Source organism: Streptomyces sp. NPDC001204 (genome assembly GCF_053598035.1).
Genome location: NZ_JBSFJL010000002.1, coordinates 542777 through 556487 on the forward strand (window position 1 = coordinate 542777; position 13711 = coordinate 556487).

Sequence of the window (13711 nt, forward strand, 5' to 3'; positions counted from 1 at the left end):
CAGGATCCGCGCGGATCCACGCGGATCCACGAGGGACTACGAGGATGGAGCCCCGCCGTGCCCCGCATCGCGCTCGTCACCTGCCGGCCCGCGCCCGGTATCAGCGACGACCCGGACCTTCCGGTGCTGGTGGAGGCGCTGGAGGCGGCCGGGGCCGAGGCGCGCGCCGTGGCATGGGACGACCCCGGGGCCGACTGGGGCGGGTTCGATCTCGCCGTGATCCGGTCGACGTGGGACTACAGCTGGCGGGTGGGGGAGTTCACGGAGTGGGCCGAGCGGTGCGCGAAGGCGACGCGGCTGGCCAACCCCGTCGAGGTCGTGCGGTGGAACGTCGACAAGCGGTACCTCGGGCAGCTCGGGGCGGCCGGTGTGCCCGTCGTGCCGACCCGGTACCTGGCTCCCGGAGACCCGGCCGACCTGCCCGGCGACCACGAGTACGTGATCAAACCGGCGTCCGGGGCCGGAGCGCGTTTCGCCGCCCGGTACACCCCCGACGAGCGTGACACCGCCGTACGGCAGCTCGCGCGGATGCACGCCGAAGGGCTCACGGCCCTGGTGCAGCCCTACATGCGGCGCATCGACGCGGGCGGGGAGCGGGCGCTCCAGTTCTTCGGCGGACGCCTGCTGCACGCCGGCCGCAAGGGTGCCGTCCTCGCCCCCGGCATCGCCTACGACGAGCGCAAGGCGGCCCACCCGGGCATCGCGCCGTGGACCCCGACCCCGGCCGAAATCTCCGTCGCCGAGCGCGCGTTGGCCGCCGTGCCCGGCGCCCCCGAGCTGCTCTGCGCCCGGGTCGACCTGGTGGACGGGGAGGACGGCGAACCCCGTCTCATGGAGCTGGAGCTGGTGGAGCCGAACCTGTTCCTGTGGCTGCACCCGGAGTCGGTGGCGGCGGTGACGGAGGCGATCCTGGCCGCCGCGGGCTGAGCCGCTGCCGGGGGGCGGCCCCCGCGGGGTCACCCGCCGATCCGCGTCCGTTGCAGCAGGCCCCAGGTGAACTCGGCCACGACCTCCCGGCGGACGCCCTGCCCGTCCGGGGCCTGGAAGGACAGGCCCCAGCGGGTCGGGGCGGTGCCCTCCAGGGGGCGGGCCGGGGCGAAGGCGCGGGCGGCCTCGTCGACCGTGCAGGACCAGGGGGTCAGATCGGCCACGGTCCTCAGGTCGGGTCCCTCGGCCCCCGGGGCGCGCACCAGCCACTCGTTCCAGACCCGGCCGTCCGGGGCGGCCAGCACCTCAAGGCGCAGATCGGGCCAGAGTGGGACGGGCCAGCTGCGGGCCTCGCAGTCCAGGTCGCCGATACGGCGGGCGGTCGTCGACTCGGGCTCGCCGAGGATCGAGCGGTACCGGGAGGCCGCCGAGCGGGACCGTGGTGAGCGGGCCATCGCCTGCCAGCGCTTGTTGGCCTCGCGCATCTGCGCGCGGGAGGCGCCCAGCGTGCGACGGGCGTCCTCCACCAGGTCCGGGTTGTGGTCGGCCATGCGGCGCAGCAGCACCAACTGGAAGTCCAGCGGGGTGAAGGGTCCGTCGGGGCGCTTTCCGGAGGGCGTGGTCATGGGATCCATCGTCGCCCACCCCGTTCCGCCCGGCCCTTTCCCACCCGACGCCCGCGCGCCCGCCCGACGCCCGCCCAATGCCCGCGCGCCCGCCCATTGCCCGCGCATTCCGCGGTGACTAGCCTGTGTTCGTCATGCCGACCGCCTTTTGATATTTCGAACATAGCTTGGATCAACCGGATCACTCGGATCACTCGGAATCACTGGATCAAGGGAGGGGGCCGGTCGTGGGACGTCTCGTACCTGCCGTGACCCGGGCTCTGGACATCCTGGAGCTCTTCCTCGACGGGGACGGGACGCTGTCCGCCCCCGACATCGTGCGCAGGCTGCGACTGCCGCGCACCACGGTGCACGAGCTGGTCACCACGCTCGCCGCCCGCCAGTACATCGTGCCCGTGACCGGGCAGCCCGGACGCTACCGGCTGGGCGTACGCCCGTACCAGCTCGGCAGCCGCTACGCCGAGCAGCTGGACCTCGCCGCCGAGGGCCAGCAGGTCGCCCGCTCGGTCGCGGAGACCTGCGACGAGACCGTGCACGTGGCGATCCTGGAGGACACCGACGTCATCTACATCGCCAAGGTGGACTCCACGCACGCGGTGCGCATGGTCTCCGCGGCCGGTCGCCGCCTCCCGGCGCACTGCACCTCGGTCGGCAAGATGCTGCTCGCCTCCCTGCCCGAGAAGGAGCTGGACGCGCGCGTCCCGGACGACGCCGAACTGGTCGCGATGACGCCGAACAGCATCACCGACCCGGCCGCGCTGCGCGAGGCCCTGCGCGAGATCCGGCGGCGGGGCATGGCGGTGGAGAGCCGTGAATCCAACCCGGACGTCAGTTGCGTGGCCGCGCCGGTGCGCGACCGCACCGGGCAGGTGGTCGCGGCCCTGTCCATCTCGGTGCCCATGATCCGCTGGAGCGAGGAGCGGCGGGCGGAGCTGGAGCGGCTCGCCGCGAAGGGCGCCGCCGAGCTGTCGGAGCGGCTCGGCCACCGGGGCACGGCATGACGGGGTACGAGGTCGCCGTCCGCGCGCGGGCGGAACTGGGCGAGGGCCCGACCTGGGACCCGGAGGCCGGGCGGCTGATCTGGGTCGACATCCTCTCCTCCCGGGTGCACGGCTACGACCCCTCCTCGGGCCGGTCCACGGTCCGTACGACCGGGCAGCACGTGGGCGCGGCGAAGCCCCGCGCGGGCGGCGGGCTCGTCCTCAACCTCCGGGACGGGGTGGGCCTGGTGGACCCCGACGGCGCCTTCCGCTGGCTGCACCGCGACCCGGTTCCCGGCCGGCGCGGCAACGACGCCGCCGTGGCACCCGACGGCTCCCTGTGGGCCGGCACCATGCGCTACGACGAGGCCCCGGGCGGCGGCACCCTGTCCCGCCTGACCGGCGACGGCACGGCCGAGGTGGTGCTGCCCGCCGTGGCGGTGAGCAACGGCACCGGCTGGAGCCCCGACGGCCGCCTGATGTACTACGTCGACTCACCGACCCGCCGTGTCGACGTCTTCGACTTCGACGGCCGGCGGGTCACGGGCAGGCGGCAGCTGGCCCAGGTGGAGGAGGGCGCCGGCTTCCCGGACGGCCTCACGGTCGACGCCGACGGCTGTGTCTGGGTGGCCCTGTGGGACGGCGCCGCCATCCGCCGTTACACCCCCGCCGGCACCCTGGACCGCGTGCTCGACCTTCCCGTCTCCCGCCCGACGGCCTGTGCCTTCGCCGGCCCCGGCCTGACCGACCTCTACGTCACCACGGCCCGTACGGGCCTGGCCGCCCCCCATTCCCTGGCGGGCTCACTCCTCGTCGTCCCCGACGCGGGCCAGGGCCTGGCCCAACCCGCCTTCGCGGGCTGACACCGCCGGCCCGCTCCGGTGGTCGGGCCCGGTCAGGTGTCCGTCCGGTCCAGTCCCTCCAGGATCTTGCGCTCGGCCGGGGTCAGCGGGGGACCTGCCAGCGGGGGGAGCAGAGGGCCGTTCAGTACGTCGAGGAGGGTGTCGGGGCGGAGGAGGCGCTGCGGGCCGGTGCGCAGGCTGGTGACCTCCCAGAGGGCGGCCGCGGCCCGGTAGGAGCCGGTGGCCGCCCGCGTCAGACGGCGGCTGTAGGCGGTGACCAGGCGGTCGGCGGCGCCGCGCGCGGCGCCGCGGCTGTTCGGGTACCAGACGTCCTGGCCGACCGCGGCCGCCCAGGCCGCGTCGACCGGACGGGCGGCGCCGCGCTGCACACGGCGGGCGAGACCGGGCGCGTCCGGGCCGGAGCGGCGCAGTTCGTCGCGCAGCAGCCGCGCACCGAGCGCGGCCACCGACATGCCCTGCCCGTAGGCCGGGTTGAAGGTGGCCACCGCGTCGCCGAGTGCCACGAAGCCCTCCGGCCAGCGCGGCAGCTTCTCCAGGTAACGGCGGGCGTTGCTGGTGCTGCGGCTGATGTACACGTCGGTGAGGGGTTCGGCACCCGAGACGAGCCGGCCGACGATGGGGGACGGCAGATCGAGGGCGTAGCGCAGGAACCCCTCGGGGTCCGCCGGCGGCTCACCGCCCCGCGAGCCGGCGAGGCTGACCATCCAGCGGTCGCCCTCTATCGGCAGCACCATGCCGCTGCGGCCCGGCCGGCCCACGTACGGGTTCGCCTGCACCATCGTCAGCGGGAACTGCTCGGCCCCGGCGGGCGTGCGGTACACACGTGTGGCGTTGACCAGCCCGGCGTCCACGCCGCGCTCCCGCACCCCGGAGATCCCGAGCTCGCGGAGCCAGGTCACCACCCGCGATCCGCGCCCGCTCGCGTCGACCACGAAGTCCGCGGCCAGCACCTCCTCCGCGGCAGGGGTGGCGACGCGGACACCGCGCACGCGCCGCGCGTCGCCCACCAGGCCGACCGCCTGCGCCTTGCGGATCACCGCCCCGGTACGGGCGACGACGGCGGAGCGGACCGTGAAGTCCAGCAGGGCGCGGGTGCAGCTGAGCATCCGCGGTCCGTCGTGCCGCCAGCGCCGCAGCCAGCCCTCGGGGGTCAGGGCCACCATGCCGTGGCCCAGCGGTATCTCCCGGGCGCCCGCGGTCAGCAGCCGCTCCCGGATACTCCCGCCCGGCATCAGCTCCTCCATGGCGGCCAGGCCACCGGCCATGAGCAGATGAGCATGACGCCCCTGCGGCAGCCCCCGGCGGTGCTCGGGCCCCTCGGGCAGGTCGTCGCGGTCCACCACGACCACGTCGTCCACGACGTCGGAGAGCACGGCGGCGGCCAGCATGCCGGCCAGTCCGGCACCGATGACGACAGCTCTACGGGGCATGGGGCTCCTCGGGGTCGGCCATGGCCTCAGCCATGGGAGGTCCTCACCGTTCCTGCTCGTACGGCGGTTTCGGCGGGTGTGGGGACCAGCGCCTGCGCCAGTTCCACGAGACCGCTGGTTCCGGACACCTCCGTGGCGTGGAGGCGGTATCCGCTCGGCGCCGCGAGCGGCTCCTCGCGGGCGGCGGCGCGGCGCGCGGCGTCGGCGAGCATCGCCGCCTCCGCCGCGATCCGCGCCTCGTGGGCGCCGTGGCCCGCGCGCCGGGCGGCGGCCAGCGCCCGTTCGCGGACCTCGTCGTCGAAGTACGGGGCGAGGCCCAGCAGCGCGTCGTGGATGGACACCTCCCGCCACTGGAGGCGTGCGAGCGGCAGTTGCCACCACGGGCTCGGCGGCTTGGGCGCGGTGGACACGAACCGCACCCGCGACCACAGCGGGCCCAGCCGCCGGTGGTCGCGCAGGCCGCGCGCCTGGGCGAGGACCACCGGGAGCAGCCTGGGCAGCACGAAGCCGGCCGAGCACAGCAGCGCGCCGAGCGACGCCATCGGCGGGGCGACCTTCGTGGACAGCACGTCCAGGTCGTGGTCCGCCCAACGTGCCACGACCGCCGTGTACTTGGTCAGCTGGAAGCCCACCACGTCCAGCACCGAGCCGGCCAGGATCAGCCGCAGCCCGGCCCGCAGCAGCCCGGTGACCTCGCGGCTCCACTTGACGCACAGCGCGCACGCCGCCAGTGTCGCGGCGCTGTGCCCGAGCAGGTAGAGCAGGATCATCTCGCGCAGGTACGGCGTGTTGGCGTAGTAGGTGTCCAGGTCGGTCAGCCGCTCGGTGCGGGCGTCGCCCAGCATGAACAGCACGACGATGACGACGATCAGCGGAGCGTAGGCGGCGATGCTCCGCAGCACCGTGCTCCGCACCCGCTCGCGCGGGCCGCCCCGCCAGTTGATCAGCAGGATGAGCAGCGAGCAGCTGTACGCGGAGAGCATCCCGTAGGTCAGCGGGGCACCGAAGTTGGGGATGCCCGTGAGGTCGTTGACGGTGGCCAGCGTCAGCGGCGCCGAGCAGACGAACACCAGCGAGCCGAGGACGATCGCCGCACACGTGGACATGGTCAGCGGATTGCGCACCGCGGTACGCGGCCGCCGCAGCAACACGGTCGCGGACAGTCCGAAGATCCCGGCCGCCAGATAAACGACGAGACTCACGCCGACCACTTCCCCGCAGGCCCGACCCGCCCCGCACCGCTGCCACCCCGAACTCCCATGACCACCCCGGCTTCACGGACGGCCGTCCGGGGGGCGGCGGCCGGGCGCGGGTCGGTCGCGCGCGTGCCGGGTGGCGGTGTCGCTGCTCTGCGTGTGGCGCCCCAGCGGGGGACGGCTGTCCGGGGCGCGGGTGCCGGGCACGGGGTGGCCCCACGCTCGCCGGGCGGCGGCGTCACTGCTCCGTGTGCGGCGGCCCCGCGCGGGCCGGTCCGGCGGGCGGCCGACGGGCGCGGGTCGGTTCCACGGTTGCTGGACGGCGAGTCGGTGGCGGTCGTGTGCGGGGGCGTCGCTCGCCGACTGGGCGGTGGTGCTGTCGTTTTGTGCGTGGCGGTCTCGCAGGGGACGGTTCTTCGGGCGGCTTTCCCGGGTGCGGCGGCCGGGTGCGTGGGGGACGGGCGCGGGTCGGGTCCACGGTTGCTGGACGGCGAGTCGGTGGCGGTCGCGTGCGGGGGCGTCGCTCGCCGACTGGGCGGTGGTGCTGTCGTTTTGTGCGTGGCGGTCTCGCAGGGGACGGTTCTTCGGGCGGCTTTCCCGGGTGCGGCGGCCGGGTGCGTGGGGGACGGGCGCGGGTCGGTTCCACGGTTGCTGGACGGCGAGTCGGTGGCGGTCGCGTGCGGGGGCGTCGTGGTCGGCCGGTGTGCCGCCGGGACCCGGGCGGTGGTGGCGGGTGCGGCCGTCGTGTGGGCCGTGGGCGTGGCTCCGGGGGTTTCTCGTGGCGGTCGTCGGGCCGCGCGGGAGTCGGTCATGGTGCGGTCGTGGGGGTCGGGCCGGCGGGGACGCGGGTGGCCGCAGCGCAGGTGGGGGTGACCAGGGCGTCCGCGACGCGGACCAGGGCGGCCGGGCCCGGTACCCGGACGGTCAGCCGGTCCGCCTCGCCGGGCAGCGGCTCACCGGGCTCGCGCACGGCGGCGGCGATGACCGCCGCCCACGCGGCGGCCTCGGCGCGCTCGGTGTCACCGGTCGACCCCAGCACCGCCTCGTGGGTGCGCTCGTACAGGGACCGGTCGAAGGACGCGTCCAGATAGCTGAGCGCGTTGTGGATGCTGGTCTGACGCCACATCAGCCGGGTGGTGGGCGTCGCCCAGCGCGGTCGCGGCAGCCGCAGACAGCGGCGGGTGAGCAGGTCGTCCAGCTCGCGCTCCAGCGGTTCCAGCCGCGCGTACGCCACCCGGGACCGCCGCCACTCGGTGAGGCGGGGCCCGGCCAGCGGCACCAGGATGCCCGCCGACGTCAGCAGGGCGCCCAGCCCGGCGGCGGCCGGCGAGACGTGCGTGCCGAGCGACGACCAGTCCCGCCCGCACCAGCGGGCGACCACGGCGACGAGCTTGGTCACGCTGTACCCGCCGGCGCACAGCGACCCGACCCCCAGCACCACCAGCCCCGCACGCAGCCAGCCGGCCACCTCGCGCGCCCAGCGCAGCGCGGACACCGTGGTGACGCTGACGGCGCAGAGATGCCCCACCAGGTACAGCACGATCATCTCGGCGACGAACGGCGTCGTCGCGTAGTAGGTGTCCAGGTCGGTACGGCGCTCCACCGGCGCCTCGCCGAGCGCGAACGTGACGGCGATGCCGACGAGCACCAGCGCGTAGGCCACGATCCAGCGCCGGGCCACCCGGTGCACGTGCTCGCCTCCCCGCCAGTGGACGACGAGGACCTGGGAGGCCGCGCTGTACGCGGTGATCGACGCGTACGTGAGCGGCGCGGCGAGGTTCGGCACACCGCTGAGCCGGTTGATCGCGCCGACCGTCGGCGGAGCCCCGAGGAGGAAGCAGAAGCCGCCCAGACCCAGCACCGCGCAGATCGCGCGGAGATAGGGATCGCTCCGGTGGCGGGCCAGATCGGGGGCCTTGACCGCCAGACCCAGCCACAGCACACCGCAGCTGACGTAGTTGATCAGACCGCTCATGTTCCCCGGTTCCCCCGGTAGTTGAGCGCCGCCCCGATACGTCCGGCGAGATCCTGGCCGTGGTCGGGGCCGTCGCCGAACGCCGGATCCGCCGACGCCTCCAGCCAGGTCCGCAGCCGACGGCCCATCAGCATGCCGAACCGGTCGGCCTCCTGCTCGTCGGCCAGGCTGAAGTCGGTGCGCGCCGCGACCGGCCGGGGCGGGCCCGCGGCGGGCGCGGCGTCCGCTTCGGCCTCCCGCCGGTTCATGTGCCACACTTCGTGGCAGAAGATCACGATCTGGTGCCACACGGCGGCCCGCTGGTCGACGACGACCACGTCCTGCGTCTCGCCCTCCAGCCACAGCCCGCTGGCGGTGTGCGGCGGGAACACCTCCCGCCGGACGACGACCCGGCGGCCCCGCCAGGCGCTGACGGAGTCGACGAGCGCGGTTAACAGCACCTCCGGGTCAGCGGGTACCGGCACCTGGATGGGGTCGATGAGCGCGTCGGCGAGCCGCCGCATCTCCCTTTTCCTACGCACCATGTTCTCCCGTGCATCTCCCAGGCCTGCCCCCATCATCCCCGCGCCGCCCGCGGCGGCGGAAGGTCCTTCCTCCCCCACTCCTGCCACTCATGAACGGGCACGCTCCCCGCCGGCACGGCGGCCGGGGTCCGGAAGGACACGGAGCACCGCCCGGCCGGTACGGGCGGGGTCCGGGGCGAGGCGGACCGGCCCGCCGGCTGAGTCCATCGCCACACCCCTTCCGGCCCTCCGTCACGGGAGGGCCGTCCGAGCCTACGCGGCGGGAGTTGCCCGCGCCATGCGATCCGGTGACCGTTGTACGACCGGGAACGACCGCTGTCTTTCGGGTCGTTGAGCGCTTGCTCCGTCACCGCCCCGGTGACGGCAGCGGTGTCACCGGCACCCCGCCGGCCGCCGCGCCCAGCAGCGTCAGCCGGACCCGCCCCGGGCCCGACAGGGTGGTGAACTCCGACAGCACCGCCAGGGCCAGGGTGTTGGTGCCCCGGGTGCGCAGGATCCCGTTCGGCAGGACGAACGTGTGCTGCGGACCGACATCGTTGATGTACTGGCCCATGTTCCAGCCGTTGAGGAAGATCTGCGCGCGGTAGGAGCGGTACCGGTCGTCGTCCAGGGTGAGCCCGATCGAGGCGTCGACGCCCTGCTCCACGGCCAGCCGGAACGTGGTCCGGTACCAGGTCACCCCCTGCCGCCGCGCCGCGCGCGGGAACGTGACCGGCTCCCAGTCGCGGTCCGGGAAGCCCGGCAGGTGCCAGCCCTCCCGCTCCCCGTACAGCCCGCCGTTGTTCAGCGGCCCGCGCACCGGGTCGGGCGCGGCCTCGCCCTGGATCCGCCACCGCACCTTCGGCGCGGCCCCGGTGAAGGTGACCGCCGTCAGACCGCGCGCCGCCTTGTGGGTGTCGCGCGCCGCGCCGTCCTGGTCGTGCTGCATCCGCCGTACCAGGACCGACAGCACGTGCCGGCCGGGTCCGCGCTGCGGGCCGCGCACCGGGAAGACCGCCGTGTCCGACCAACTTCCCCGCCGGATGGTGCTGTTGTCGGGCACCGGCATCCGGTGGGTGCCCAGCGGCTCGCCGTCCAGCCAGGCCATCAGCAGTCCCTGTGTGCCGGTGCTGTAGGCGAGGGAGACCGATTCGACGCTCGTGGAGTCCGTGAACGTGCCGCGGTACCAGACGTCCCCGTAGTGGAAGCCGTAGTCGTCGGCGAACAGCACCGGCTGCCCCTTCGGTACGGGGGTCGTGCTGTGCGAGGACGTCCGGTCGGCGGGTTTCCACGCCGAGTCGTCGAAGCCCGGCCCGGACTCGGGGTTCTCGGTGCGCGTCCGCCAGCCGCCGAGCACGGGCAGCGTCACCTCGGGCACGCCCGGCAGCGGTGTGCCGGCCCGCACGCTCCCCGAGCCGGTGGCCGACACCGGCATCGCGCGGCCGTTCCACGTCATACCGTCGATGCCGTGCGGCCCCCACATCTCCAGCCCGGTCTCCCCGACGGTGTCGCCGGTGAGGTGCACCGTGGAGCCGCGCACGGTGGCGGTGCGCAGCAGCGCGGGGCCGTGGACCAGCAGCGAGCCCGACGGGGTGTCGTACGGCCACAGACGCATCGAGGTCGCCTCGTCGGCGAAGAGCAGCAGCAGCGGGCGGTCGTTCCCGTCGCCCTCCACCCGGACCCCGATCAGCCCGCCGGCGCCGAGCGGGACGGTCAGGCGCAGCAGGCCCCGGTCGTAGGCGTACGCGGCCTCCTGGCTCATCCGGGTGACCAGCGGCTCCTCGGCGGCCTCCAGCACCACGCGGGCCAGCTCGCCCTGCCGCCCGCAGAACACGGCGACGTCCTGTTGTCCCGCGGTGAGGAACAGCATCGGCTGCGCGGTCGAGTACCGCACCTTGCGCCGCCCCAGCGACAGCCCGGTGACCGTCAGCCGGGCGTCCCGGGCCGGCACGGTCACCGGCAGGTCGGCGCCGGCCGCGCGCAGCGTCGAGGAGACCTCCTGGTCGCCGTCGTTGCGCAGGACGTAGACGTGGGTGCCGGTGTCCGGGTTCTTCAGGTGGTACGTCCTCAGCCCGCGCACCTTCACATCGGCCGCGCGGTCCAGCCTGGCGAAGTCCGGGACGCGCTGGAGCATGTGCCCGATCTGGTGCATCGGCACCAGCTTGTCGGTGGGCCGGCGCCCCTCGTCGAGGGCCGCCCCGTAGTCGTACGACGTGTAGACGACCGGCGCCGGCAGCCAGCCCCAGGAGGTTCCGCCGAAGGCCATGTACACGTTGTGGACGGTGATGCCGTTGGCGAGGTGGGTCAGATAGAAGCGCCGCTCGTACGCCGCGTCCCGGGTGCGCCGCGACTCCGCGTACCCCTTGCCCTTCGACCAGGCACCGCCCCACGGATCGAACCAGCCGCCGCCGGACTCCGGCATGAAGCCGGGCGTGCGCGGACTGGCGCTCGCCCCGCCGGTCCTGCCGCCGCTCCCGAAGTACCCCCAGTCGGGCGGGGTCTGGGACGGCGACGGGTACCCGTCGAACCCGTACAGCCACCCCCGCTTCTCGCCGCCGGTGTCGAACGAGCCGGGGATCCAGTGGCCGTTCCTGCCCTTGTCGTTGTGGAAGAGGGGGACGTCGATGCCGTCGGCGCGCACCTTCTTGTACAGGTGGGCCATGTAGGCGCGCCCGGTCGGCTCGTCCACGTGGGCGTCGTACTCGTTCTCGATCTGGTAGAGCAGGACCGTGCCGGTGCCCCGGGTGAACAGGTGCCGGGTGGCGATGGCGTCGACGTGACCCAGCCACTCGTCGACGTGTCTCAGGTACGTGGGATCGGCGGTCCGCGCGGTGCCCTCGGTGGCGGTCAGCCAGCCGGGGAAGCCGCCGCCGTCGACCTCGGCGTTGATGTAGGGGCCGGGGCGCAGGATGACGTAGAGGCCGGTCTCGGCGGCCATGCGCAGGAACAGGTCCAGATCCCGCACTCCGGTGAAGTCGTACTTCCCCGGGGCGGGGGAGTGGTAGTTCCAGGCCACGTAGACGCTGACGGCGTTGTAGCCGTACGCGCGCATCTTCTGGAGCACGTCCCGCCACAGGGCGGGGCTCGGCAGCCGGAAGGGGTGCATCTCGCCCGACCACAGCACCAGCCGGCGGCCGTCGACCAGCAGTGAGTAGCGGTCGAAGCCGACGCTGTGGCGCCGCCCGTCGGCGCTCGGCGGGGGCGGCGGCGGGCCGGTGGGCACGGAGCGGGCGGCGTAGGCCGACGGCGCCCCCGGTCCGCCGCTGCCGCCCAGGGCCAGTCCGAGCGCGGCGGCGCCGGCGAGGGCGCTGAATGAACGTCTGCTGAGCGCCAAGGGTGTGCCTCCGGGGCGATCTTACGGGGCGCGGGTGCCGCCATTCTGCACGGAAGCCGCCCCGCGCCCCGCACGCGCACCGGAACTCGACGCGGTCGCACGACGGCGTACGAGCGCCGCCGGAGGCCCGCGGGGAGGCGCCCCTGGCCCCGTCGCCTAGCCCGCTTGTCCCATGCCTGCCGCGTTCGGCCAGTTCTGGGGGCTGGGCCAGCCGGTCGCCGGGGCCGGGGTCAGGCCGGGGGTGCCGGGGGGCGGGGCGGTCATGCCGCGCACCTGGGCGGCGGTGAGGCCGCCGCGGGCGGGGACACCAGGCGGGGTGGGCCCGGGAGTGGGCGCCGGTACGGGTGCCGGGGCGGGGGCGGGGGCGGGGGCGGGGGCGGGAGCCGGGACCTGTTGTGCCGCCGGTGCCAGGGGGTGCATCGGGGCCGGTGCGGGGGCCGGCGGCTGGGCGGTGGCCGCCGGCAGGGGCGTGCCGGGGGTGACCTGCTGAGGGGCTGGGGCCTCCGACGCCGTGACGGGGAGCGGCATCGCGGTGCCGGCGGCCGGGGCGGGTGTCCCCGGTGCGGCGGCTATCCCGGGAACGGCGGCCGGCATTCGCAGCCCGCCCCCGTTGGTCTCGCTCACCAGACGGTCCACCGCGGCCGTACCCGAGCTGTAGTTGGTCCCATTACCCAGCTCGGGTACGGCCGTTCCCCTCCCGCTCCCGTAGAGCACCTGTTCCAAGGCGGAGCCGAGACGACGAACGTCCACCTCGGGGCGCACCACGAGCCGCAGGAAGCGGCTGGAGGAGCCGATCTTGTTGCCGCACTCACGGACCAGGATCCGGTGCTCGGTGAGCAGCCGGTCCCGGACCACGGTGCCCTCGGCGCCCACGGGTAGGCGCACGAAGAGGAAGTTGCCCTGGGACGGGTAGACCGTCAGGCCGGGCAGCGCCGAGAGGTGGGCGGCCATCTCCAGCCGGTCGCGACGCACCTGCTGAAGGCTCTGCCGGTACTCCGCGCCGTGCTCCTTGAGCATGAACACCACGTGCTCGGCGAAGGAGTTGAGGTTCCACTTGGGCAGCATCGAACGGACCTTGCCCGCCAGCGCCGGATTGGCGACCAGATACCCGAAGCGGATGCCGTGCAGGCCGAAGTTCTTGCCCAGACTGCGCAGCACGACCACGTTCGGGCGCAGCATCGCCTCCTGCACCACGCTCGGCTCGGCCTCGGCGTCGGCGAACTCCAGGAACGACTCGTCGATCACCACCAGGTCCAGATCGGCCAGGGCGTCCATGAACTGCTCCAGCGCGTGCTTGGGCACGAAGCCGCCGTCGGGGTTGTTGGGGTTGCAGACCACGGCGACCCTGGTTCCCCGAGCCCGGATGAACTCGACGTACTGCGCCGGGTCCAGGGCGAAGCCGTTGGACTCCTGGAGCGGGAACATGTCGACCCGCTTGCCGGTCTCCATGGGCTGGTCGGTCCAGCGGCCGAAGGTGGGGACGGGGACGGCCAGGGACTCACGCACCAGCAGGTGGTCGATCCAGGTGATCAGCTCGGTGGAGCCGTTGCCCATCGCCACGCACTGGGGCGGCAGTTGGAGCAGGCTGCACAGCTCGGCGGTGATCGTGTCGGCGCTGGACGGGTAGTACGTGACGATCTCGCGCAGCCGTGCCGCCATGTCCTGGAACATGGCGGGCGTGGGGAAGTAGGGGTTGCACGGAATGCAGAAGTCCACCGGCCCGGCCCCGTCGCCGCCCTCCCGCGTCAGCGCCGCCATCGACGGGCTGTGCGCCGCAGTGCTGCGGAACAGCGAGGTGACGTTGTCGGCCATGGAACCTCCGTGTGTGGCGGGCCCGGCGGGGACGACCGGGCCCGTCGTCCTGGGGTGGCCCGCGC

At 74.3% G+C, this 13711-nt stretch carries 10 protein-coding genes; 3 read left to right on the forward strand and 7 right to left on the reverse strand.

What is annotated here, in order from left to right:
• Window positions 1-57: 57 nt before the first annotated feature.
• Window positions 58-927, forward strand: coding sequence for an ATP-grasp domain-containing protein (locus ACWC91_RS05255; RefSeq protein ID WP_225075035.1), 870 nt, complete (start codon window positions 58-60; stop codon window positions 925-927).
• Between the two features lie 29 nt (window positions 928-956).
• Here the strand turns inward: ACWC91_RS05255 and ACWC91_RS05260 are convergent, their stop codons facing one another.
• Window positions 957-1562, reverse strand: a complete 606-nt coding sequence (locus ACWC91_RS05260; RefSeq protein ID WP_450643480.1) for a hypothetical protein — start codon at window positions 1560-1562, stop codon at window positions 957-959.
• A 218-nt stretch (window positions 1563-1780) separates the two neighbouring features.
• Here ACWC91_RS05260 and ACWC91_RS05265 point away from each other — a divergent pair, with 218 nt between their 5' ends.
• Both ACWC91_RS05265 and ACWC91_RS05270 read left to right on the forward strand, forming a co-directional pair.
• The gene (locus ACWC91_RS05265) at window positions 1781-2554 is read left to right on the forward strand and encodes an IclR family transcriptional regulator (RefSeq protein ID WP_450643479.1); all 774 of its coding nucleotides are present in this window, start codon (window positions 1781-1783) and stop codon (window positions 2552-2554) included.
• Window positions 2551-3396: an SMP-30/gluconolactonase/LRE family protein gene (locus tag ACWC91_RS05270; protein WP_450643478.1), complete on the forward strand. Its 846-nt coding sequence runs from the start codon at window positions 2551-2553 to the stop codon at window positions 3394-3396. The genes ACWC91_RS05265 and ACWC91_RS05270 overlap by 4 nt, the downstream gene beginning before the upstream one ends.
• Before the next feature lie 32 nt (window positions 3397-3428).
• On the opposite strand, the gene ACWC91_RS05275 is transcribed toward ACWC91_RS05270, so the two are convergent.
• The 6 genes from ACWC91_RS05275 to ACWC91_RS05300 all read right to left on the reverse strand — a co-directional run bounded on the left by ACWC91_RS05275 (window position 3429) and on the right by ACWC91_RS05300 (window position 13646).
• Complete coding sequence (locus ACWC91_RS05275) at window positions 3429-4826, reverse strand: FAD-dependent monooxygenase (protein WP_450725797.1); 1398 nt, start codon at window positions 4824-4826, stop codon at window positions 3429-3431.
• Window positions 4827-4852: 26 nt separating this feature from the next.
• Window positions 4853-6028 carry an MAB_1171c family putative transporter gene (locus ACWC91_RS05280; protein WP_225075030.1) on the reverse strand — a complete coding sequence of 392 codons (1176 nt, stop codon included), beginning with the start codon at window positions 6026-6028 and terminating at the stop codon, window positions 4853-4855.
• Window positions 6029-6830: 802 nt separating this feature from the next.
• On the reverse strand, window positions 6831-7997 hold the full coding sequence (locus tag ACWC91_RS05285) for an MAB_1171c family putative transporter (protein WP_450643969.1): 1167 nt from the start codon (window positions 7995-7997) through the stop codon (window positions 6831-6833).
• The gene (locus ACWC91_RS05290; protein ID WP_450643971.1) at window positions 7994-8518 is read right to left on the reverse strand and encodes a toxin; all 525 of its coding nucleotides are present in this window, start codon (window positions 8516-8518) and stop codon (window positions 7994-7996) included. The genes ACWC91_RS05285 and ACWC91_RS05290 overlap by 4 nt, the downstream gene beginning before the upstream one ends.
• A gap of 349 nt (window positions 8519-8867) precedes the next feature.
• Entirely contained in the window at window positions 8868-11834 is a 2967-nt protein-coding gene (locus tag ACWC91_RS05295) for a beta-galactosidase (protein ID WP_450643968.1), read from the reverse strand.
• Between the two features lie 156 nt (window positions 11835-11990).
• The gene (locus ACWC91_RS05300) at window positions 11991-13646 is read right to left on the reverse strand and encodes a pyridoxal phosphate-dependent aminotransferase (protein WP_450725799.1); all 1656 of its coding nucleotides are present in this window, start codon (window positions 13644-13646) and stop codon (window positions 11991-11993) included.
• Window positions 13647-13711 lie beyond the last annotated feature (65 nt).

What these genes read in the sequence shown, in the direction of transcription:
- ACWC91_RS05260 (WP_450643480.1), bottom strand. Translation starts at nt 1,562, where the DNA reads ATGGATCCCATGACCACGCCCTCCGGAAAGCGCCCCGACGGACCCTTC.
- ACWC91_RS05270 (WP_450643478.1), top strand. Translation starts at nt 2,551, where the DNA reads ATGACGGGGTACGAGGTCGCCGTCCGCGCGCGGGCGGAACTGGGCGAG.
- ACWC91_RS05275 (WP_450725797.1), bottom strand. Translation starts at nt 4,826, where the DNA reads ATGCCCCGTAGAGCTGTCGTCATCGGTGCCGGACTGGCCGGCATGCTG.
- ACWC91_RS05285 (WP_450643969.1), bottom strand. Translation starts at nt 7,997, where the DNA reads ATGAGCGGTCTGATCAACTACGTCAGCTGCGGTGTGCTGTGGCTGGGT.
- ACWC91_RS05300 (WP_450725799.1), bottom strand. Translation starts at nt 13,646, where the DNA reads ATGGCCGACAACGTCACCTCGCTGTTCCGCAGCACTGCGGCGCACAGC.